Source organism: Paenibacillus solanacearum (assembly GCF_910593845.1).
Lineage (GTDB): Bacteria > Bacillota > Bacilli > Paenibacillales > NBRC-103111 > Paenibacillus_G > Paenibacillus_G solanacearum.
In genome coordinates this window covers 69,879-91,670 of the sequence record NZ_CAJVAS010000003.1, presented here as the reverse complement: position 1 = coordinate 91,670, position 21,792 = coordinate 69,879, and the positions used below count along the sequence as shown (strand labels likewise).

Genomic DNA, 21,792 nt, shown 5'->3' with positions numbered 1-21,792 from the left:
ATCGGTTAAACCTAACCATCGGAATCTCATCGGAGCTCTTCGTGGATGTGTTGCAGCGTACATGATGCGGCGCAAGATGCGAATATCGTACGGGCCTGGCTTATACTTCATATTCGGCGGACGAACGGATTATGACCGGCGGGTTCCCAAGCCGAGCCTGTGCGGGAACCCGTCGGCCGTTCAGGCCGGCGAGCTCCACTCAACCGGCAAGCAGGATGGCGGCAATGAACACGAATTGCAGCGCCGTTCGTAAGCCTAACGGCGTCGGCGCTCTCCCGCCGAGCGTAATATGGCTCCTTGCAGCGCGGACATTCGCGGGAAACATCGCCACGAGCAACAGCGCTAAGCCGATGGACGCCATATATGCCGTTGGCGGGTACAGCAGCAGGAGCGCGCCGGCAATTTCGGCTAGGCCCGTGAGCGTCACAATCGTGCCTGGCCTAGGCAATCCAGCCGGTACCATCCGGATCAAATCCGGCCTGCGTTTCCCCCAATGAGCGGATGCGGCAATGAGCAGCATGGCGGCAACGGCGTATTGAAGCGGCGTATGCCAATCGCTCATATACGACCATCCCGAAAGTCCGGCTCCATACAGCAGAATAAATGTCCCGACCATGACGATAAACGGTATCATGCGCTTCTCTCCCCATTATATACTTTGGCTGATCATCAAATAAAGAATAACGACCGGCAGCAGCGTCGCCGCCGTCCCGTAAATAGCCCACGACTTCGAAGCCTTCTTGTAGTCCGCGGAAATCCGGCCTGCGCCGATCGCTTCCCTGCTGTAACGAATCATCCGGCGCTGCAGCGGAATCAAGACAGCCAGCCAAATGATGCCCGTGACCGCAAACAGGATCAGCGAGGACGTCAGCCAGTTAAACCCGGCTATCGAATGCCCCCCTTGCACCGCCATCAAACTGCCGGAAACGATAATAAGCAGCAATCCCGGCAGTGTAAAGCAATAATCCGCCAGCATGACGTTGCGGGCGGCGCTGTGAATGACCTCCGGATGACCTCCGAGATCCGCCCGAACCTTCCAGAATGCGGCCGTTATAATATTGCCGACAAACAAGATGACACCAAATACGTGAAGAAATAACCAGAAGGACATGTTAGTGTTCCCCTTTTTCCGTTGGAATGCCTAGCAACTCGCCTATGAGCGCTGCATAATCGGCGGTACGAAACGCATGATCCGTACGCTCTCCGATTACCGTACGCATGCGGATGCCGAAGGAGATGAGCACGAACAGCTCCGACGTCTTGGCGGCGTCAATGTCGGCGGAGAGCACGCCTTTGCGCTGTCCAGCCTCGATCCACGTTATGGAGCGCTGCACCGACGATTCATAGAACCGGCGCAAAATATCGTTCACCGCTGGAATTCCGGCTCGACCGACCAAGTAGGCGATGACGCGATTCGTGATCTCGTCCCCCTCTTCGAGCTCTGGCAGCCTCGCCGTAATTTGGCTCAACGGACCGGCTGCGCTTTGGTCGCTCTCTTCGGCTTTCCGTGCGAACCGTTCGTCGATATCATCGAGCCGTTGTTCGAGCACCTTCGCGAACAATTCCTCTTTACTATCGACGTAATGAAAGATCGCCCCTTTCGATAAGCCGGATTGTTCCATGATATGCTTCATCGTAATCGATTCGCAGCCGCTCTCGGCAATCAGCTTCTTCACCGTTTGAAGGAGCAGCTCCATTGTTTTTTGTCTGCGTTCTTCCTGTTTCATCTGCATCACCTCTTGAACTCATTATACATACCGACCATCGGTTTGTAAATATGTATTTGGTATTCATTTACTGCTTACTACGGGATAACGAAAAAAAAAACCATCTCCCAACGATGGTTTCCCCTCCATAGCCTATTCGATTTGCTTGGCTTAACAGCCTGATACCCGCCGCGTTTCATTCGGCTGTTACTGTAACCGGCGAACGGTTTATTTGGCCACAAACTCGGCCAGCACGCTTTGCAGCTCATAAATATCGAGGCTCTTGTTGAACTTTTTCTCGACGGGCGCATGGCTTCCGGAAATGTAAATTTTCAGTTCAGCGTCCAAATCCAAATGCCCCGCCGTCTCGATGCTGAAGTGGGTTATCGCCCGGTATGGGATCGAATGATACTCAACCTTTTTCCCAGTCAGCCCTTGTCTGTCAACGAGAATGAGACGTTTATCCGTGAAAATGAACATATCGCGGATCAGTTTATACGCCTTCTCGATTTTTTCCGACTTGGCGAGTATTCTTCCGTATTCCTTCTGAACGTCCGCAACGTTCACTTCCGATGCATTTCCCATCAATCCGTCAAAAATCCCCATGCGCTATCCTCCCCTGGATCAAGAAAAGTACGGTCCGTCTCGTCAGTCTTTAATCCCCGGAAGCCGGTGCTCCAAAGCTCGCATGAGGTCCTCGTACGTTTGCCGCAGCTCAGTGATTGTGAGTAGTTCCGGCGTGCCTTGCCGTTCTTCCTCCGTATGCGATTGCAGGATCCCGTCCAATCCTTCATAGTTGAACTTCAGGTCTTTATACGTTTGGTCCAGTTTCTCCAACACCACGCCAATCAGCGTTTGATACTTCTCCATCAGGTCACCTCCGCGCCACACCCATTATATTCCGTAAAATGAATACGGAGCAATACTTTACTCGGAGCCATGTCCCTACCGGGCTGGTTGCCACTTGCGCAGCATGTGTATGGCGAATCCTCTATTCGTGGCTCCGATGGCAAACGAAGTCTAGCAATCGAAGTCTTGACCGAATTCCAAGATATGGTATACTGTTCGAGCGGAAGGTGTCCAGCGATCGGAGCACCTTCCTTTCGTTGTCTTTCCAGCGCCGTTATGAAGGGAGAAATTCCATGCCAACTGAAGAGCAGATTCATTTATCCGTCATTCACGAGTACATCGCAAGCTTGCGTCATGCTGCAGCCGTTTCAAAAATTCACAAGGGCTATTCCTTCGACGGGAAATATTTGATTTTCGAGCCATCCCAGGAATCGCCCGTTTACGTGCTGCGCACCGCTCCGCTCAAGCAGCTTGAGCGTAAGCTGGGCGAGTTCGAAGCCGTCCGCCGCGTCCATGCAATGGGCGTCAAGACATCGGAGCCGGTCGCATTCGGGACTATCGAGCCGCTGGAGCTATGCTATATGGTGCTGCGCTACGTCGAAGGAGAGGATGCGTTCGATGTGCTTCCTGCGTTGACAGAGGAGGAGCAGTACCGGGTCGGCGTAACAGCAGGCCGGGAGCTGCGGCTCATGCATGAACTGGAAGCGCCGGCCGAGCTGCAGCCATGGCATATTCGCCAATCCGCGAAGTATCGCCGTCAATTTCAAGGTTACCAGACATGTGGCGTCCGTTTGCCCGAAGAGGAAGCCGTCGTCGCTTTTATCGAACGTCACCTCCCGCTGATGGAGAACCGGCCGAACCGGTTCCAGCATGACGACTTTCACGCGAGCAATCTGCTCGTTCACGAACGCCGTTACGCAGCGGCCATCGACTTTAACCGGTATGACTGGGGCGATCCGTACCATGATTTCCTGAAGATTGCTTATTTCAGCCGGGAAGCCAGCATTCCGTTCTGCGTCGGGCAAATTCACGGCTACTTTGAAGGGAACGTCCCGGAACGCTTCTGGACGCTGTATGCGCTCTATACCGCCATTATCATGTTCCCCAGCATTACGTGGACGCTGCAAGTCGTTCCGCAGCAGCTCGACTCCATGATGAATCGGCTTCGCATTATTCTCGACGACCATCGCAACTTTGAAAGCGTAGTTCCCTCATGGTACGCCTCCTACTCTGTTCGCCTGTAGAACGCGCTTTACTAAACAGCCACTGGACTTCGGCCTCGTCTCATGGCGATGTTATCCGCTCACCTCGAACACAGCGGAGCGGAAGCCTGCGTCCCAGTCGTCGCACTTGCTGTACAGTTTCCACAGCCGCACCATTCCGTTAAGAACCGGTCCCCTCTTATTTGCTTACGAAGTACGAATAACGACGCCAATCGCCGCTCGATGGGTGTCAGCCGTATGATAGCTCTAAGCCGAACCCGGTCATTTCCCGGACCTGCTCATCCGCCATTTGAACAAGATCAGCGCAAGTAAAAGGCAGCCTGCAGCGGCAAATAATACCCTAACATATTTTTCCACAAGTGCGAATACTTCATGCCACTGTTCACCGAACGCATACCCGATGGCAAAGAAGGCAAGGACCCATAAGCAAGTACCCGTGTAGGCATAAAGAATAACTTTGCGATACGGCACGCGTATGATGCCGATGAAATATCCGATAAATTGTCTGACGCCGGGAATGAAAAAGCTGACGAGCAGCAGCTTGTCTCCGTATTTATCATAATATCGGCGCGTCTTTTCCACGAGAGACGGCTTCAGCGACAGCCACCTGCCATAGCGGTCGATCAGCGGCATGCCCAGCTTGTAGCCGATCCCATAAGTGATCGTGACGCCCAGTATCGCTCCCGTTAGGGCCGCCGTGAAGGCGGTTGCGGTATCCATAACGCCTTTGTACGCCAAATAACCGGTATAGGTCAAGGTGCTGTTACCGGGCGGAATCGGCAGCACGATGAAATCGAGCGGAAGACCGATGAACAGCACCAAATAACCATATTGCTCGAACAACCTCTCTACGATGTGAATCAGATTCATATGTTCCCCTTGCTCGATTTTAGGTGTGCACAACGTATCTTTATTTTAAGCTGTCAAAGTAAAGCAAAGGTACCGGCACTGTCTAATAAAAGTATAAGATTTTCTTAACATTCCCTTAACGTACGCGATCCGGCTAGGATCCACGATGCAAAAAACCGAAGCGCTCCTAACAGGGGCACTTCGGTTTTTCAGTGAATCGCATATGATCCTTAAGCGTGGAAGTCTTGCCCTGAGCGCACTTCCTTGATATGGCCCGCACGGATGACGAAATCGCCAAAGTGCTCGCCTTCGCGCCGCTCTTTCGCATACTGCGTGAGAAGCGGCTTCAGGGAATCCAAAATTTCCTGCTCGCCGATATTTTCCTTGTACAGTTTATTCAGGCGCTCGCCGGCAAAGCCGCCGCCCAAGTACATGTTGTATTTGCCCGGGGCCTTGCCCACGAAGGCGATCTCGGCCAGAAACGGCCGCGCACAGCCGTTCGGACAGCCGGTCATGCGGATCACGATGTCCTCGTCCCGCAGTCCGACTTCCTCCAGCATCGGCTCGATCTTGCTGAGCAGCTCCGGCAAGTAGCGCTCGGACTCGGCCATCGCCAGACCACAGGTCGGAAGCGCAACGCAAGCCATCGCGTTTTGACGCAGCGCGGAATTTTCAACGCCGTCGGTCAAGCCGTATTTTTTGGCGAGCTCGTCAATTTTTTTCTTTTGCTGCGTGCTTACGCTGCCGATGACCAAGTTCTGGTTACCGGTCAGACGGAAGTCGCCGTTATGGATTTTGGCGATCTCGCGCAAGCCGGTCATCAGCTGCTGCTGGCCTTCGTCTTTGATCCGGCCGTTCTGAATGAACAGCGTCAGATGCCATTTGTTGTTGCTGCCCTTCACCCAGCCGTAGCGGTCGCCGTTCGATTCAAAATGATACGGGCGCGGCGCTTCCAGCTGCCATCCGAGGCGCGCATGCAGTTCATTGATGAACCAGTCGATGCCGCGGTCGTCGATCGTGTACTTGAACCGCGCATGCTTCCGTACGGCACGGTCGCCGTAGTCGCGCTGGATCGTAACCGTCTTCTCCGCTACGTCGATCATTTGCTCCGGCGTGATGAAGCCGATCACCTGCGACACTTGCGGATAAGTCTTCGTATCGCCGTGCGTCATTCCCATGCCGCCGCCGACCGTTACGTTGAAGCCTTTCAATCTTCCGTCTTCGACGATGGCGATGAATCCCAAGTCCTGGGAGAACACATCGACGTCGTTCGATGGCGGAACCGCGATGCCGATCTTGAACTTACGCGGCAAGTAGACCGGACCGTAGATCGGCTCCTGTACTTCGCTGTCGCGGCTGTCGACAACTTTCTCTTCGTCGAGCCAAATCTCGTGATATGCGCGCGTGTGCGGGTCCAGATGGCTGCTTACGCGGCAAGCCCACTCGTATACTTCGCCATGCACTTCCGACTGGTGCGGGTTCGGATTGCACATGACGTTACGGTTCACGTCGCCGCAAGCGGCCAGCGTGCTGAGCAGCGCTTCGTTGACTTCCTGAATCGTCGCCTTCATGTTCCACTTAAGTACGCCATGGAGCTGGAACGACTGTCTGGTCGTCAAACGAATCGTGTTGTTCGCGTATTTCTGCGCGATCCGGTCCATCATCAGCCATTGATCCGGCGTAACGACCCCGCCGGCGGCGCGAACGCGCAGCATGAACTGATAGGCCGGCTCCAGCTTTTGCTTTTGCCGTTCGTTGCGAAGATCCCGGTCATCCTGCATGTAACTTCCATGAAACTTCATCAGCCGGTTATCGTCTTCGGGGATGGACCCGGTAATCCGGTCTTCCAGCGTCTCCTTGAGACTTCCTCGCAAGTAATTGCTTCGGCGCTTAATATCTTCTACGTCGCTGTGCGGCGCACTGTTCGGTGAAAGTAAGTTATTATCTGACATGCTGGCTATCTCCTCTCGCGATCTTCGGGACCTGTTATCTTAGTAGACGTCCCGCTGATAACGGTTATCCTGTTGCATGCGGCCCAAGTATTCCGCCGCTTCCGCTGCGCTCATGCCGCCCTCTTGCTCGAGGATCGCGGCAAACGCCGCGTGAACGTCATGGGCCATTTTCTTCTCGTCGCCGCAGATATAGACATAAGCGCCTTCCTGCAGCCACTGGTAAAGCTCTCGGCTCTTCTCCATCATACGGTGCTGCACATAGACCTTCTTGTCGGTGTCTCGCGAGAACGCCACATCAAGGCGGGACAAGACGCCGTCCTTAAGCCAGCGCTGCCATTCGGTCTGGTACAGGAAGTCGGTGGAGAAATGCTGATCGCCGAAGAACAGCCAAGACTTGCCCTCGACTCCGGTCTCTTCCCTCTCGGCAAGAAATGCGCGGAACGGCGCTACTCCGGTGCCCGGTCCGATCATAATGATCGGCGCGTCCCCGCTTGTCGGCAGCTTGAAATTCGGATTGTGCTGAATGAATATCGGCAGCTTTGCTCCCGACTCGGTCCGTTCGGCCAGATGAACGGAGCAGACGCCGTAGCGTTCGCGGCCGTGCGCCTCGTAGCGAACCGAACGCACCGTAATGTGAACCTCGTCCGGCGTCGCTTTCGGCGAGCTCGAAATCGAGTACAAGCGTGCCGGAAGCTTGCGAAGAAGTGTAACGAATTCCGCGGCCGGAACCCCTTTCAGCGCAAATTCCTGAACCAGGTCGAGCAAATCCCGCTCGCGAATATACGTCTTTACTTCTTCTTCGCGACCAGGCTCGAGCAGTTCCTGAAGCTTTTTGCTGGAGGTCAGCTTCGCCGCTTGCTCCAGCAGCGGTTTCGTCAGTACCGTAATTTCGTAATGGCGAAGCAGCGCTTCGCGCAGCGGACGCTGCTCGCCGCTCTTGTTAACAGCTACCAGCTCTTCCGCGTTCCAGCCCATCGTTTCGATCAGCTTGTCGACCAGGCGCGGATGATTTTCCGGATACACGCCCAGGCTGTCGCCCGGTTCGTATTGCAGGTTCGAGCCTTCCAGCGAAATCTCGATATGCCGCGTTTCCCGGTCGGAGCCGCGTCCGTTCAAATTCAAATTCTCCAGCACTTCGGCCTGAAACGGGTTCGAGCGCGAGTATTCGGACTCTGTTCCGGCAGCGGCTGCCAATGCGGCGCCGCTTGCGGAAGTCGGCGCTGCGGCCGTTGTGTGGCTCAGCGCGCTGACGATCTGATTCATCCACTCGCCGGCTGTTTCTGCAAAGTCTACGTCGCAATCGGCACGGGATACGAGACGTTTGCCTCCCAGATCTTCGAGACGCTTGTCGAAGTCTTTGCCAGTCTGGCAAAAGAATTCATACGACGTATCGCCGAGCGCAAGTACGGAAAACCGCAGGTCTTCCAGCTGCGGCGCGCGCTTGCTGTGCAGAAATTCGTAGAAGGTGACGGCATTGTCCGGCGGTTCCCCTTCACCGTGCGTGCTTACGACAATCAGAAGGTTCTGTACTTTCTTGAGATTATTCGGCTTGAAATCTTTCATAGACGAGGTTGTCACTTGACAGCCTTGTTCTTCCAGCCTCTTGGCAAGCTTCTTCGTCAAGCCTTGGGAATTGCCGGTTTGCGATCCGAAAAGAATCGTCACTTCCGGTGCGGCTGTAGGTGCAGCGGCTGCGGAAACGGCCAAAGGCGCGGCGCCGGCGACAGCTGCGCCCGCGCTCTGAAGCGCGGTCAAATACCCGCTGAGCCAGTTGCGCTGCGATTCCGTCAAGGTTGGCAGCAGGCGGTTCAACAGCTCGACCTGCTCTTGGTTAAAAGGACTGTTCGTTACTTGAAGTTCCAACAATATCCACCCCACGTAGTCATTGTGCATATTCGCTTTCTTGAAACTATCACAACTATCAGATCGGATCAAATCATATGATCTTATAAGTTTTATCAGCAAACGTAATAAAACCATTTCCGACCGGCGAATACTCACATTTCACATCAATTTAGTATGAATAACTGCATTATACATGGCGATGGTATGAATGTACATACCCGTTTGACTGAACCTTTGTTTATTTCTCCCGGTCCGTCCTGCCTGGAGGGCAACCAAAAGAAGCGGTCGCCCGCTCCCAACAGCGTCCGGCGTTGCGCCGGCGAATCGCCTCTCATGGTGAGCTGCCTATGTCCACTCGCCCGGATGGCCGCTCCGCCAGCGTCGGTCCGAGATCCAAGCCTCCTTGATTTCCTGCAGATACTGCGGATATTTCGGAATGAATGGCATATCTTTCCCTTCTATATAAATAGGCAGGAAACGTCATGAATCTAACGTCATCGGCACCTCTGCGGGAAGACAGAACGATATACCCCGTGTATCCGGCCTGCACGTTCAGTAAATGTCATCATGTATCGCCGGCTTGTCGCTATGTTGATTTCGGGCAGCGTCATCGGTCCTTTCGGTTGTGGGGCAGGCCAGTACAACGGTCCGCGAATATTAACCATTTTCCATATCCGTCATACTATATACGTAGGTTCAATCGAAAAGAGGAATGCGCCGTGGGGATGCCGGAAATACCAAGTGGAAAAAACAGGCCCAGCATGGAAGAAACGGGCATTGATTTATTGGAATCCATCGCTCTCGAAGAAATGGCGATCGCTCATCTAGTCAATGCGGAGGCGGAGAACGTACAGGCGTTCGTCGGAAAACATCTGAATTACCCGACAGACCCGACGAATAACGAGATTATTACGTTCAACGTGTCGATAAGCCGATTAATGGAAACGCTCATGTTCAAAGAGCTGTTCCTGCTGCGCAAACTGGAGACCATCACACAGCTCAGGACGCAGCAAAACGATGGAGAATAATCGTCATGGTCGATACAAGTCGTCAGCAAACCGTTATTTTGCAGCTGCTGCAAGCCGATAAAGCGCTGGATTCGGCCATTGTCCGTCTATTGGAGCAGTACGCCAAATGGCTGCTTGCGCTGAAGCTGAGACGCGGAGTGCATCCAGCCTTTGGCGCAAGCCTCTCCGGCCTCTTGTTGTCGTTGTCGACGATCCAGAACATTCAGCTTCAAAAAAACAAGCTGTACGCTGCGCTGCTCGAAGGCGAATCGAGGCATCGTCTAGCGGCGCAGCTGCGGGCGGCAGGAGCGCAGCTGGAGCCGAGACTGCACCGGCTCCTCCTGCCGTTCAAAAGGCTCATCGCCGAATTTGATTCGTACTCGTTTCCTGGCGCCCTCTATTATCTCAGAGAAATCGGCCGGTATGGCTGCAGGAAAAAAACGCTGTTCCCCCGGACCGACTCCGCCTCCTCCGCCCCCTGGATCAATCCGTCGCTGAATATTATGAGCTAAGAAAAGCAAGAGCCCGGCGCGATGTGCTTCCACGTCCGCCTTGGGTCATTTATCAGGCGAACCAAGGCTTCCAGCGTGGAGCTGCCATGCCATGGGGCCCTCCTATGCGGCGGCTACTGCTCTAGCGCGAAGCCGCACGTGAAGAGCCCTCATCCGCTTGGGCGGCATAACCGGAGGGCGACACACCGTAATAGTTGTAAAATGCGCGTGAGAACGAATACAAATCGGGATAACCGAGCGAAAGCGCGATTTCCGTCACGGAATACGCCGACTGCCTCAATAACTCCTCCGCTTTACCCAACCGCAGCTTGATTAAGTACCGCTGGGGACTGATGCCGAACATGCGCTGAAATTCGCTGTACAAGTGCGACCGGTGCACACCGGCCACTTGCACGACGTCCGCCACCGAAATGCCCTCCATGTAATGCGCATGGATGTGCTGGACGCAGGCATCGAGCCAGTCCTTCTTTTTGGCCGAAGCCCCGTTCGCATCGCGGCGAGCCGTAAGCTGCCAAAACATTTGATACAGACAAGCCTGAAGCATCAAATCGTCACCGTCTCGCGAAAGCCGCATGCTGCTCATCATCTGCATCAGCAGCGATTCCAGTTCGCTGGTCAACACGCTGTGCCTATACGGCTGAGCGTCCGTCATTCCGATGCGCTCGGTCAGCGCTGCCGCCTGGCTTCCTTCAAAGGCCAGCCAGCACATGCGCAGCGGCGAAGCGCTGGACGGATCGGTAACCCAGTACGTGTAAGAACGGTTGGGATGAAGACAAAACAAATCGCCCTTCCCAAGCACGACGCGTCGGCCGCCTTGAGATAGCGTGACTGAACCCTCCAGCACAAAATGCAGCGAATAGCATTCAATGACGCGCGGACCTACATAATAGTTCGCTTTGGCCCGGTTGCAGCCGGCTCGAACGGGAATCAGACCGGCAAGCTGCTGGAACGCCGATGCGGCGATATAGATGTAATCCGCGAATTCATGCCGATATTCCTTCATCGCTCCCCCTCCGTCATGTACCGAACCTCCATGCCAAAAAAGACGCAGCACAAAGTATGCGGCGTCTCCAGCTGTCCAGTAGACTTGCTTATACCTTATTATACTACGGAGCGGACGGCTTGAAAACGATTCCTGCTTCGCGAAAAAAATCGTATGCTCCTCCAAAGGAAACTGCTGACAAATGGCCGTCCGTGAAGTATAATTTCATAGTCGAATCAAAATTATGAAATGATATTTTACAACAAATTAGAACGAGCCCATCACTATGTTTCGAGAGGATCTGCTGCAATGAAATGGAGAGAGTTTCATCCGAACGTCAAGATTCGTCTGCTTGAAAAGTTTATTACCGATGTGATCGGCGGCATGGTGTTTCCGTTCATGGCGATTTATTCGGCAGAACGGCTTGGTAGCGGCTTGACCGGCGCGCTGATCATGATTAATGTTGCGGTGGGATTTTTGGCCGGATTTTACGGCGGATACTTCGCGGATCTCGCAGGACGGAAGAAAGTAATCGCTTTCGCTGAATTGCTGCGGCTGGCCGCAATTGTGACGATGGCCTTAGCCAACATTCCGGGAGCGATCTCGCCTTTTGCAGCCGCCTGGATTACGATGGCCATGATGATGATGAACAGCATTTGTTCCGGCTTGTCAGACCCGGCCTCGACTGCCATGCTGATCGACGTGACCCCGCCGCAGCACCGGCGGTTTATTTATGGCATAACGTATTGGACCTCCAATCTGTCGGTTGCGCTCGGCGGCATCGTGGGCGGATTTTTCTTCAGCCATTATTTATTTGAAATTTTCGTCACGCTCGCTTTCGCTTCGCTGGTTTCCGTCATTCTCGTGCTTTTTTTTATTACCGAAAGCCGGCCTGCCACCGGAAAAGCCTTCACCGGCAAGAAGCCGCGCATTATAGCCGACGTGGCGCAAAACTACAAGATGGTGGCCAAAGACACATCGTTCATGCTGTTTACGCTGGCCACGATGCTCGTGCTGTCGCTGGAGTTTAACTTGACCAGCTATATCAGCGTCCGCTTGAATGAGGAGATGCAAGCGCAAACGTTATCGCTGTTTGGCTACGCCATACCGGTAAACGGCGTCAGCATCCTGGGCATATTGCGCACGGAGAATACCGCGTTAGTTGTGCTGTTCGCGATGTTCGTCAACCGGCTGATCGACCGCAGCGGCGAGAAACGCTCGTTCTTTACCGGCTTGTTTATATTCACCGCAGGATTCTTGACGATCTCCTACAGCAATCACGGCTGGACGCTGATTGGGGCCATGCTCGTTGTCACGATCGGCGAGCTGATGAACGTTCCCGTCAGACAAGCCTATCTTGCCGATCTGCCGCCGACCGAAGCGAGAAGCTCGTACATGGCGATGTTTAACCTTGTTTACCGCGGAGCGATGATGATCGCAGGTCTTAACATTACGCTCGGCACCTTCTTGCCGAAAGAAGTGATGGTGCTGATGTTCGCGGCGACGGGGCTGACGGGCATATGGATTTATACGCGGATCATGCCGCGGCTTGATCGCCGGCGGTTGGCTGCGCGAAGCGAGTCTGCGAATCCATCAGCTGCCGCAATGTAAAATCGGAGGGCAGGCGCGCCGCATGTGCAGCCTGATACAAAGTATTGTGATCCGGGAGCTGGAGGAGTATGATGGTTCTATTGTTTTTTTTCAAAAGGAGCGACAGACATCATGCAGAACATATCACGAATGCAATCCTTCTTCCTCATTACCTTTCTCGTAGCGGTATGGGGCGCCTCCTGGCCGATCTATAAAATTGCGCTGGCTTACACGCCCCCTCTTCTGTTCGCAGGAATGCGCACGCTGCTTGGCGGACTGATGCTGGCGGCATTATTATATCCGAGAAGAAGCTTGATCCGATGGAAGCAAAATTGGCAAGTGTATCTGATATCTTCCGTGTTCAACGTCATTTTGTTTTACGGGCTGCAGACCGTCGGTCTGATGTACATGCCCTCCGGCCTGTTCTCCGTGCTCGTCTATCTTCAGCCCGTACTCGTCGGGGTATTCGCCTGGCTGTGGCTCGGGGAGCCGATGAACACTTCCAAGATCGCCGGACTCGTCATCGGCTTTCTCGGCGTCGCAACAGTCAGTGCCGGGGGCTTCTCGGGCCATATCGCCATCGTCGGCATCGTTCTTGCGCTGATGACCGGACTGAGCTGGGCGCTGGGCACCGTGTATGTCAAAAAAACAAGCGGCCGCGTCGATTCATTATGGCTGGTTGCCTTCCAATGCTTCTTCGGAGGAATCGTCCTGACCGGAGCCGGTTCCGTCACGGAGGGCTTTGCCGAGATCGTATGGAACATTCCTTATATCGTCGGCCTTGTTTTCGGTATCGTCATCGGCATATCAGCCTCATGGGCCGTATATTTCAAGCTCGTCCAATCGGGCGAGGCAAGCAAGGTCGCCTCGTACACCTTTCTAGTCCCGCTCATCTCCGTGTTCAGCGGCACGCTCTTTTTGAAGGAGCCGTTCACCTTCAATCTGGTCATCGGACTGATTCTGATCGGGGTAAGCATCTATTGGGTCAATCGTAAACCAGCAGCGCTGAAGCAGGCGGCCATGCCTCATCCGCACTCGGCCAAAGCTTCCGGATAAGCGGTTCGCACAACGACGACAGCCGTCGTCACCTCATACTTCAAAAACAAATGCCTCCGAGGGCTGCTCATGCAGCTCCGGAGGCATTGTATTGTTGTGAAGCGATTCGTATATATTAATAGAAGAACGAGTTAAACCAATCGTAAGGATTGCGCGGCTGCCGCTCATATCCCGAATTCCACGGATCACTGCTGCGATCGCGGTCATCATAACGCGGCGAAGTGTAATTATCGTCGTAAGACGGTTGTTCATTGGAAGGCGCCGGATGCTTGACAGGCTTCGGTGTATTGTCCGCCGGCTGCTGTGTATCCCCGTTGGATTGACGGTCGCCGCCGATGACGTCGCGTGCCGTTACGAACGTTTCGTCCCAGATGCTGCCCTTGAAGTCGGAAATGGTGACGCCGATGCCGACTTTATACGTATGCAGCAGCTTGCCGTTCCCCATATAAATCGAGACATGGTTGATCGTGCCGTCGCGATCCGTGTCCGAGAACACCAGATCGCCCGGCTGCAGCTCGCTTTTCTTCACGACTTTCCCGACCTTCGACTGCTGTCGGGACGAGCGCGGCAGTTCAATGCCGTTCTGCTTGTATACGTATTGGGTGAACGAGGAGCAGTCGAACGCATCCGTTCTTCCCGCCTCGGCCCCATGCAAGTAGCGGACATTCATATATTGTTTGCCTGTCGCGATAATGTTGTCGACGACAGAGGCTTTCGATGCGGTTGCGGCATAAGCCGATTGCGGGGCGACCGCAATCGTTCCGGACACGGCCAGCAGCATGCTGAAGCTGATACCCAGGACGGCTTGGCTAAATCGATGTTTTGTTGTGTTCATCTATGTGTACCTCCGAGTTTATCGTATTTGGCTTGTCATGTGCTACAACCACGATAACATACATTCGGCGCCCATATATTGTCACGGCAGGCATGATTCCGCTTGTTCTCTGGGATAAACCGCGTTTATTAGAAAACGATTAGAAATAATAGTCCATATTTCTCTTGACAAAATGGATAAATAAAAGAACAAGGCACCTGGGATTCGGATGCCTTGTTCGAAGCAAGCCTTGATTTATTTGGGTCGGGCGCCTGCGGCGATGTATCGGCTGACGTCCGCTAACAGCTCTTTGTGATCGAATGAACCTTTTTGCATAACGCCCTTCACGTAACCGTTCAGCTTCACCCGATCTTCAGATGTCATCGTTTTGGCGGTGCAGACGATGATCGGTATGCCGCTCCAGGCTGCCTCCTTGCGCAGCTCCGCTACGAACTGAAATCCATCCATCTCCGGCATCATCAAATCGAGCAAAATCAGCTCGGGCGTCTCCCGCTGCATGCATTCCAGTGCAATTCGTCCGTTGCCTGCCTGCGTGACGGCATACCCTTCCTTTTCCAGCAGCTTGGCCATCATTTCGCTTGTTGTCGTATCATCCTCGATGACCAGAACGGAATGGCCGGCCCGCGCCGGTACATATTTGCCCATCGACTCGATAAGCTGATCGCGTTGAATCGGCTTGGCGATAAATTCTGCGGCTCCGAGCGTGTAGCCGAGCTGTCGGTCACTGGTCATCGACCAAATGACGACCGGGATGCCGGCCAGCTCCGAATCGTTCTTGAGGAGGGACAAGACGCTCCATCCGTCCATGCCGGGCATCAGGATGTCCAGACAAATCACTTTCGGACGCAGCTTCTTCGCCAGTTCCAATCCCTGCCTGCCGCTGTCGGCAAACGCCAGCGTCCACCCTTCCTTGGCCAGATAGCGGCGCATGAGCTGCTGATTGAACGGTTCGTCGTCAATAAGCAGAATGCTGACCTCGTCCGGATGACCGTCCGCGTCCAGATGCTCTTCCGGGGCGTCCGTCTCGGAGCGGAATCCTGCCGGCATCTCCGGCAGCCAGCAGGTGAATGTGCTCCCCGCACCGAACTCGCTCGTCGCGACGATGTCGCCGCCCATCAAGCTGCAGAAGTGCTTGCTGATCGCCAGTCCCAGCCCGGTGCCGCCGTATTTGCGGGTTGTCGACGCATCGGCTTGCGTGAACGGCTGAAACAGCTTCTCCACTTGTTCCGCCGTCATGCCGATTCCCGAGTCTTTTACCATAAAGCTGTAGCCTTGGGTACCGTTCCGTGCCTCGCGGGCCACCTCGCAGGCGATCTCGCCGTTCTCCGTGAACTTGCTCGCATTGCCGAGCAGATTGAACAGCACTTGCCTCAGCTTGGTCACATCGGTCACGATGCGGCCATCCACCGTCCGGAGTACGAGCCGATTCCCGTTTTTCTCGATCAGCGGCTTGGAAGTATTGGCTATGTCTTGAAGCAGGGAAGTCAAGTCGCAGTCTTCGTAATACAATTCCATCTTGCCGGCTTCGATCTTCGAGATGTCCAGTATGTCGTTAATGAGCGCAAGCAAATGCTTGCCGGACTTGTTAATTTTGCCGAGATCCTGGACGAACGTCGGCTCCCCCATATCCTCCGCTTCTTCAATCAGCATTTCGCTGTATCCGATAATCGCATTGAGCGGCGTGCGAAGTTCATGGCTCATATTGGCCAAAAATTGACTCTTGATCTTATTCGCCTCGATCGCTTCGTCATGCGCTTTTTCCAGCTGCGCCGTCCGTTCGCGAACCAGCTGCTCCAAGTTTTCGTTCAACATACGGAGCTCCTGATTCATGATGTAGATCTCATGCGATTTTTCCTGTATTTCCGATTCTTTGGATGAAAAGCGTTTGGAAATGAAGATGCCGAGCAGGGACAGGCCAAGCGTAAACAATGTACCGCCTGCAATAAAGTATGCGAGCAGCTTATGATCAAGCATCGTGCCTGACGACAGCTCCATGTGGCCGCCCATGTTGAAATTGGCGGCAGCCATCCCCGTATAATGCATGCCGACTATCGCAGCCCCCATGATGCAGCCGCTCCCCAGCTTCTTCCCTACTTCCCCCTGCTCTGCGTCTTTGCGGAAATAAAACGCGAGCCACAACGCGGCTATGGAAGCGACAAGCGCAATCACGATGGAAAGCGCAAAAAATACCGGATCGTACGAAATATCGATCTGCATCGCAGCCATTCCGATGTAGTGCATTGCCGCTATGCCTGTCGCCAGCAGCACGCCGCCTCCAAGCAGCTGGGACAGCTTCAGACATTGCCGCCCGACGAGAAACAACGCGATGAACGAGGCGGCCACGGCAGCCAGCGCGGACAAGACAACAAGCCGCAAGTTATACGGAACCTGGACGGACAACGTAAAGGACAGCATGCCGACGAAATGCATCGACCAAATGCCCATCCCCATCGCGACAGCCCCGAAAAAGATCCACAGCCACCGCCGCAAGCCTCGGGCCGACCCGATTCTTCCAGCCAAATCAAGCACCGTATACGAGGCGACAACGGCCACGACATACGAGCAAAACACAAGCACTCCATCGTAAGAACCATGAACATGCTCCAACGGAAAACCCACATCCCCTCTTCATGTACCCCAATCTTAATTTCAACCTTTTCAACCTTACAAGTCATCTTCATTCGGCCGAACAAGCCTATCGAATATATATCGGCATTCGCGTCCCGATTTTTTAATACTGGAATGGGAAATGCCTGCAACGACCGACATTGTCCCCGCTGCCGAGCAAGTGCAAAAAAGCCCATTCCGCGAAGAATGGGCTTGCAAGGAAGCATGGTATCAGAAAAGAGTCATACCGGCGGCCCTACTTGCCGGCTTTCAGGAAGACCGGCCGTCTCAGCTCCATCCGGACGTCGCCCGAATAGACCCGGTCGACGTAAAAGCGGGAGTCCGAGCGGTGCAGCTTGTGATTGCCGTTAGCTGGGTCGACCGCGCTCGGAAAGTAGAGCATTCTCACGCCGGACGGCGTCACTTCGAAGCCTGGCGGCTGCTGCAGAACGATCGTGCTGCCGTCCTGGATTTTTTCGATGCGCATGCCGTAGCCGGAACGGTCGGGAAACTCCGTGCGCAGCCACGCGCCGCTCAGCGAGCCGTCATCCGGAAGCTTCCCGTCAACCACCAGCGTATTGGCGGCCGCCCGGTTGAGCGAGCCTTCCGCGCGTACAACCTTCAAATTGTAATCGGGCGCGCCTTGTACGGTGAAATCGCCGGCCCGGATTGTCCCTTGTCCGTACACGTATCCCCAGAGCACGCTGCCGGTCGACGCTTCCTGGCGAACGACGGCGGCTTTCCCCGCCAATCGCATGCCGGAAACCGTCCGTTCTTGCGTATCGTCGCTAATATAGATCGTGTCGGTGAACCGGTCCGTCTGGACGACCGCCGCCACCGTCATATCGTCGGCTGGATCGGGAGTCGGCCAAGCAACCGAACGAAGGAGCGGCTGCTCTTGCTTTCGCCACGTTTCGTAGATCGCGCCGTAGCGGGTCGCTTCGCCGGGACCGACCAAGTGCCTGCGGTACAAATGCCAGGCGGGGTAGTCTCCCGCTTGGGCCGGATCGTTGCCGGTACGGCGGATCGACGGAATTTGCGAGAAGATCACTTCGCCGCCCGGCACGCCGTTCATATATGCACGCACGCTTGAACCGCTGGACGCCCCCGTCCAGGTAAACCGGAAGTCGCGGCTGCCGTCGCCCGTTTGCGGCGAGCTCATTTTATCCCGGTAGCCCGACAATCCCTGCTCCTTGCCGATCGCCTTCATATAATCCTGAACCGTGCCGTCGTGCCCGGTTAAAGGCAGGGAAGCATTCATCTCCGTATCCTCGTCCTCCGACGAGTGCATGAACAGCTCATGCGCCTGACCGCCCTTCAGCCGGCTCACGTCCACTGCGTAAGCGCGGTTCCCTTCGAGCTGCACCAGCATGAGCAGCCGGCGTTTGACCTCGGCCCCGTCACGGGCCGGTCCCGGCTCGGACGCTTCGACGAGCTGCACCTGCTTCTGGCTGGCGTCGCCCGGATCGTAAGCGAGCAGCGAAGGCCGCGTGAACAAGCTTTGCGACTGCTTGTAAGGCTCCGCATCCGCGGACCAGACCCAAGGGGTGTTATGGTATACCGTATCCATCGAGAAATACCGGTTCGGGCCTTTCGGGTAACCGGCATCAGGCAGCATCTCCATGCCAGCCCCCCACAGGATGAGCCCCAGATGATTGCCGTGATAGTGCCCCGCCGTGTAAGGCAATCCTTCGGACAACGGCGGAAACGTCAGGTGCACCTGCGTCGCGTTCCGCTCGTCGCCCTGGGTCAGCGCAAAATGGCCGAAGTGCCACAGCTCGATGTTTTTCAGTTTGTTTCGCAGGATCGGATTGCCCGGCGCCACTTGAGCCGGGTCTTTGGGCCATGTATCGTGCAGGGCGACGGGCGCGCCGTTCGGAAACGCCATGATGCTTGCGATTTCTTTGGACTTCGCCAAAATCGGGTATCTGAGCGACAGATCGGTCCGGTCCAGACGCCCGTAACGAGAGTCGGTATAGCCTTCCGGGTCTTGATACGATTCCTTGAGCAGTTGGAAGGCGAGCAGCGCATTGGCCGCCACCTGGTTGTTGTACGAAGGCGTTCCCTCCTGCCACATCCCGTCGGCATGAAACTGCCGGCCGCTGAACATCGTATCGGCCCACGGCAAAAACATACGGATGATGTCCGGATCGCCGAGGACGACCGCCGCGCCGAAAGCGTTGCGCAGACCGTAAGGCACAATATTGCTGTAATATTCGTCGTTGCACAGATTATACAGATCGAGCACGGCGGACCGAATCCATCCTTCCACCAGCTCGCGCGAGGAAACCCCGAGCTTCGCGTCGACCTGCTTCCACTCCCCGGAATTGTAGATCAGGTCATATCCGTACAGCACGTCGACCGGTATGTACTTGCCGTGCGAGTGAAACAAATCATTGTCCTTGATCAGCTTCGGCACATCGCCGTGAGAGGCGGCGAACTGCGTCATGATCAAGATCGCCCGGCGCGCATACGCCTCGTCCTTCGTCTTGCTGTACAGAATCGACAGCCGGCGCGCCATCGCTTCGAATTCCGCGTGCTCGTCCACATATTTGCGATTGGCGGCCTCCGCCTGGGCGGCAGCGATCAGCTCCTGCTCCTCCATCCGCATCAAGGGCGCTACGGCTTTGCGGATGTCCGCCTCGCTTTCCTTGGCGATCGGCGTCCACTGCCACGAAGCGATCATCTTCGCCAAATCGCCCGCCACCGGATGCTTGACCCGCGAGCTATCGTATTTGCCGATGATCTCCTGCCACGCGGGGCGGCGTTCGACCGACGCCTCGGTAAACCATACGTTTCCCGGCCCGGCGAGCTGAAATTGCACGTTGACGCTGTCGGCCTCCTTCGGCGCGATGAAGTAGGCGCGCTGCCTTGTGAACTCCGTATCCCGTTCGTACACGGGGCTTTCGAACCGGATCGGCGCCGATGACTTCGTCAGCTCCTGTCCTTCGCGGAGCGGCGTGACAACGGTCTTCACCGCCGACTTGCCGGTCTTCAGGCCGTCGGCCTTCATCCATACGTCCACCACATAGGGCATGCCGCCGTTAACCGGATATCGCTTCCCGATCGCTCCTTCCGCCGCTGCGGGAGCTTCCATGCGTATGGCTGCGCCTGCACGGTGTACCGTCTGCGGGTCCTGCGCGATGTTCATGCTTCCCTGGGCGACGGTCTTCCGCCAGCTTCCGGGATGAACGTTCGCCGCCCCGTCGTCCAGCAGCATAGGCTCCGGAGCCTGGCCCTGGGCGGAACCCGAAGACGCCGACCGATCCGGTGCGGCTTCCCCGGGCCGCGCGCGATCGGATTTCATCGCCGCGGCCGCGATCAGCAGCACCGCGCACAGAAAGACAGCTCCGGCGATAACCGCGATTCTCAACTCAACCACTTCCTTCCCCGGCCTCCGCTGCGGGCAAGCCAGATATGTCGACCGCGTCCGCGTTATTTTTTAAACGCCGCCACATCTTTCGCCGCCGCTTCCTGCGCTTCGCGCAGCGCCGTAACCGCATCCTTCGTCCCGGCCGAAATATCGGCGAAGGCGGTGTTCATCCGTTTGGCGATGGCGTCATCGTATTTCGTCACATAGGAAGGGGTCGGCCGCTTCTGCGGGAAGAAAGCGCTGACATTTTTACCTTTGAAATTTCGCCCGCTCGCCGCGTCGGCATTTTGGCCGAACGCTTTGATCACTTCCGGCGTCCGTACGATTGGCAGCGTACCGCTCTTCGAGATACTCATCTGGTACTCGTCGGAGGTTAAGGCCATTAATATGTCAAAGGCCTGATCTTTATATTTGCTCGTGCTGGAAATGTTCATGAACGTCGAATAGTTTTGCGGTCCGACGCCCGGCGCTTCTTTGAAGGTCGGCATGCTGACCATATCCCAGCTGTCGAAATCCCAGCGGCCGATCTGGTAGGCCATCATGGCGACGTTCTTCTCCTTCATGAAATTATCCGTCGTCGCCTTCTCGTTGCCTGGAATTTGCGCGAACCGCGTGAAATTTTCCATGAACAGCCGGAATTTGTCGTCGGAAACAGACACGGTCTGCGTCTTCGGATTGTAATAAGACAGCGACAGCTGATTCGTGTTGTACATGAACGGATAGCGCGTTGCGAAGCCGTAGTACGACGTGCCGCTATCGGTGCGCGTCAGCTTCTTCGCCAGCTCATACGCTTCGTCCCACGTCATGCCGTCCTTCGGATACGGGACGCCGAACTTGTCGAAGATGTCCCTGTTGTAAAAGAGCGCCACCGGGGTGCTGCTGACCGGGAAGCCGTAGATGGCGCCGTTGCCGAACAGCTTTTGAAATTCGATGGCCGTTGGCTCGAGCCGGCCGATGTCGTATTTATTTTTGGTGATGAGGTCGGACATGTCGTACAGCAGGCTGTTGTCCGCCAGCACCGGGTACGAATAAATGGAGGAAATGATCAGATCAATCGGCTGCCCGGAAATAGCCAGCTCGGCGGGCGTCGTTCCTTTGCCGGTCGCAATGAACTTGATCGTGACATGCGGAAATTTCGCCTTGATTTCTTTGCCGATGTCGCTTTCCATGAACGCTTCGGCGGTCGCGCCCGCATTGGAGACATTGTACACGACCAGCTCCACCGGCTCTTTGCTTTTGACGCTCGCTTGCGGCGCTTCCTGCGGCGGCTTGCCGGCGCCGCTCTGGGAGCATGCCGTCGCCAGAGAGAGCGAGAGCAGCAGCATCGTTACGGATGAACCTGTTGTCCAGACACGTGTTCTTTTCATTGCAGTAGTCCCCCTATGTCTTCATATATAGTCAGGCAT

General features: G+C 55.4%; 18 protein-coding genes. 5 read left to right on the top strand and 13 right to left on the bottom strand.

Annotated features, from left to right (window positions below; genetic code table 11):
* Positions 1 to 199: 199 nt before the first annotated feature.
* From KXG62_RS04865 to KXG62_RS04845, 5 genes are all read right to left on the bottom strand, one after another.
* Positions 200 to 634, bottom strand: coding sequence for a DoxX family protein (locus tag KXG62_RS04865; protein WP_218090804.1), 435 nt, complete (start codon positions 632 to 634; stop codon positions 200 to 202).
* Positions 635 to 649: 15 nt separating this feature from the next.
* The gene (locus KXG62_RS04860; RefSeq protein ID WP_218090803.1) at positions 650 to 1,111 is read right to left on the bottom strand and encodes a DUF2269 family protein; all 462 of its coding nucleotides are present in this window, start codon (positions 1,109 to 1,111) and stop codon (positions 650 to 652) included.
* 1 nt (position 1,112) lies between these two features.
* Entirely contained in the window at positions 1,113 to 1,727 is a 615-nt protein-coding gene (locus tag KXG62_RS04855; protein WP_218090802.1) for a TetR/AcrR family transcriptional regulator, read from the bottom strand.
* Between the two features lie 207 nt (positions 1,728 to 1,934).
* Entirely contained in the window at positions 1,935 to 2,312 is a 378-nt protein-coding gene (locus KXG62_RS04850; RefSeq protein WP_218090801.1) for a PH domain-containing protein, read from the bottom strand.
* Positions 2,313 to 2,354: 42 nt separating this feature from the next.
* Entirely contained in the window at positions 2,355 to 2,576 is a 222-nt protein-coding gene (locus tag KXG62_RS04845) for a hypothetical protein (RefSeq protein ID WP_218090800.1), read from the bottom strand.
* A gap of 272 nt (positions 2,577 to 2,848) precedes the next feature.
* Between KXG62_RS04845 and KXG62_RS04840 the strand changes: the two genes are divergently transcribed.
* A complete protein-coding gene (locus KXG62_RS04840) occupies positions 2,849 to 3,799 on the top strand; it encodes a phosphotransferase family protein (protein ID WP_246627295.1) in 951 nt (316 codons plus the stop codon).
* 240 nt (positions 3,800 to 4,039) lie between these two features.
* On the opposite strand, the gene KXG62_RS04835 is transcribed toward KXG62_RS04840, so the two are convergent.
* The 3 genes from KXG62_RS04835 to KXG62_RS04825 all read right to left on the bottom strand — a co-directional run bounded on the left by KXG62_RS04835 (position 4,040) and on the right by KXG62_RS04825 (position 8,442).
* Positions 4,040 to 4,648, bottom strand: a complete 609-nt coding sequence (locus tag KXG62_RS04835; RefSeq protein WP_218090799.1) for a DedA family protein — start codon at positions 4,646 to 4,648, stop codon at positions 4,040 to 4,042.
* Between the two features lie 209 nt (positions 4,649 to 4,857).
* Positions 4,858 to 6,579 (bottom strand): assimilatory sulfite reductase (NADPH) hemoprotein subunit, encoded by a 1,722-nt coding sequence (cysI, locus tag KXG62_RS04830; protein WP_218090798.1) that lies wholly within the window; start codon positions 6,577 to 6,579, stop codon positions 4,858 to 4,860.
* A gap of 39 nt (positions 6,580 to 6,618) precedes the next feature.
* The gene (locus KXG62_RS04825) at positions 6,619 to 8,442 is read right to left on the bottom strand and encodes an assimilatory sulfite reductase (NADPH) flavoprotein subunit (protein ID WP_218090797.1); all 1,824 of its coding nucleotides are present in this window, start codon (positions 8,440 to 8,442) and stop codon (positions 6,619 to 6,621) included.
* 743 nt (positions 8,443 to 9,185) lie between these two features.
* On the opposite strand from KXG62_RS04825, the gene KXG62_RS04820 reads away from it, so the two are divergent.
* Together KXG62_RS04820 and KXG62_RS04815 are read left to right on the top strand one after the other, a co-directional pair.
* On the top strand, positions 9,186 to 9,452 hold the full coding sequence (locus KXG62_RS04820; RefSeq protein ID WP_246627294.1) for an alpha-helical endospore appendage domain-containing protein: 267 nt from the start codon (positions 9,186 to 9,188) through the stop codon (positions 9,450 to 9,452).
* 5 nt (positions 9,453 to 9,457) lie between these two features.
* Positions 9,458 to 9,943 carry a hypothetical protein gene (locus tag KXG62_RS04815; RefSeq protein WP_218090795.1) on the top strand — a complete coding sequence of 162 codons (486 nt, stop codon included), beginning with the start codon at positions 9,458 to 9,460 and terminating at the stop codon, positions 9,941 to 9,943.
* Between the two features lie 121 nt (positions 9,944 to 10,064).
* Here KXG62_RS04815 and KXG62_RS04810 read toward each other — a convergent pair whose 3' ends face one another.
* Positions 10,065 to 10,946 carry an AraC family transcriptional regulator gene (locus tag KXG62_RS04810; RefSeq protein WP_218090794.1) on the bottom strand — a complete coding sequence of 294 codons (882 nt, stop codon included), beginning with the start codon at positions 10,944 to 10,946 and terminating at the stop codon, positions 10,065 to 10,067.
* Between the two features lie 288 nt (positions 10,947 to 11,234).
* Here KXG62_RS04810 and KXG62_RS04805 point away from each other — a divergent pair, with 288 nt between their 5' ends.
* Together KXG62_RS04805 and KXG62_RS04800 are read left to right on the top strand one after the other, a co-directional pair.
* On the top strand, positions 11,235 to 12,536 hold the full coding sequence (locus KXG62_RS04805) for an MDR family MFS transporter (RefSeq protein WP_218090793.1): 1,302 nt from the start codon (positions 11,235 to 11,237) through the stop codon (positions 12,534 to 12,536).
* A gap of 111 nt (positions 12,537 to 12,647) precedes the next feature.
* The gene (locus KXG62_RS04800) at positions 12,648 to 13,571 is read left to right on the top strand and encodes a DMT family transporter (protein WP_218090792.1); all 924 of its coding nucleotides are present in this window, start codon (positions 12,648 to 12,650) and stop codon (positions 13,569 to 13,571) included.
* 115 nt (positions 13,572 to 13,686) lie between these two features.
* Here KXG62_RS04800 and KXG62_RS34000 read toward each other — a convergent pair whose 3' ends face one another.
* From KXG62_RS34000 to KXG62_RS04780, 4 genes are all read right to left on the bottom strand, one after another.
* Positions 13,687 to 14,406, bottom strand: a complete 720-nt coding sequence (locus KXG62_RS34000) for a C40 family peptidase (protein WP_218090791.1) — start codon at positions 14,404 to 14,406, stop codon at positions 13,687 to 13,689.
* A 234-nt stretch (positions 14,407 to 14,640) separates the two neighbouring features.
* Positions 14,641 to 17,013: a response regulator gene (locus tag KXG62_RS04790; RefSeq protein WP_218090790.1), complete on the bottom strand. Its 2,373-nt coding sequence runs from the start codon at positions 17,011 to 17,013 to the stop codon at positions 14,641 to 14,643.
* A 256-nt stretch (positions 17,014 to 17,269) separates the two neighbouring features.
* A complete protein-coding gene (locus KXG62_RS04785; RefSeq protein ID WP_218090789.1) occupies positions 17,270 to 20,386 on the bottom strand; it encodes a heparinase II/III family protein in 3,117 nt (1,038 codons plus the stop codon).
* A gap of 62 nt (positions 20,387 to 20,448) precedes the next feature.
* Positions 20,449 to 21,753, bottom strand: a complete 1,305-nt coding sequence (locus tag KXG62_RS04780) for an extracellular solute-binding protein (protein ID WP_218090788.1) — start codon at positions 21,751 to 21,753, stop codon at positions 20,449 to 20,451.
* Positions 21,754 to 21,792: the final 39 nt, after the last annotated feature.

Bases quoted from the DNA above. Each gene is read 5' to 3' on its own strand.
- KXG62_RS04865 (WP_218090804.1), bottom strand. From the start codon at position 634: ATGATACCGTTTATCGTCATGGTCGGGACATTTATTCTGCTGTATGGA.
- KXG62_RS04860 (WP_218090803.1), bottom strand. From the start codon at position 1,111: ATGTCCTTCTGGTTATTTCTTCACGTATTTGGTGTCATCTTGTTTGTC.
- KXG62_RS04855 (WP_218090802.1), bottom strand. From the start codon at position 1,727: ATGAAACAGGAAGAACGCAGACAAAAAACAATGGAGCTGCTCCTTCAA.
- KXG62_RS04850 (WP_218090801.1), bottom strand. From the start codon at position 2,312: ATGGGGATTTTTGACGGATTGATGGGAAATGCATCGGAAGTGAACGTT.
- KXG62_RS04845 (WP_218090800.1), bottom strand. From the start codon at position 2,576: ATGGAGAAGTATCAAACGCTGATTGGCGTGGTGTTGGAGAAACTGGAC.
- KXG62_RS04840 (WP_246627295.1), top strand. From the start codon at position 2,849: ATGCCAACTGAAGAGCAGATTCATTTATCCGTCATTCACGAGTACATC.
- KXG62_RS04835 (WP_218090799.1), bottom strand. From the start codon at position 4,648: ATGAATCTGATTCACATCGTAGAGAGGTTGTTCGAGCAATATGGTTAT.
- cysI (WP_218090798.1), bottom strand. From the start codon at position 6,579: ATGTCAGATAATAACTTACTTTCACCGAACAGTGCGCCGCACAGCGAC.
- KXG62_RS04820 (WP_246627294.1), top strand. From the start codon at position 9,186: ATGGAAGAAACGGGCATTGATTTATTGGAATCCATCGCTCTCGAAGAA.
- KXG62_RS04815 (WP_218090795.1), top strand. From the start codon at position 9,458: ATGGTCGATACAAGTCGTCAGCAAACCGTTATTTTGCAGCTGCTGCAA.
- KXG62_RS04810 (WP_218090794.1), bottom strand. From the start codon at position 10,946: ATGAAGGAATATCGGCATGAATTCGCGGATTACATCTATATCGCCGCA.
- KXG62_RS04805 (WP_218090793.1), top strand. From the start codon at position 11,235: ATGAAATGGAGAGAGTTTCATCCGAACGTCAAGATTCGTCTGCTTGAA.
- KXG62_RS04800 (WP_218090792.1), top strand. From the start codon at position 12,648: ATGCAGAACATATCACGAATGCAATCCTTCTTCCTCATTACCTTTCTC.
- KXG62_RS34000 (WP_218090791.1), bottom strand. From the start codon at position 14,406: ATGAACACAACAAAACATCGATTTAGCCAAGCCGTCCTGGGTATCAGC.
- KXG62_RS04780 (WP_218090788.1), bottom strand. From the start codon at position 21,753: ATGAAAAGAACACGTGTCTGGACAACAGGTTCATCCGTAACGATGCTG.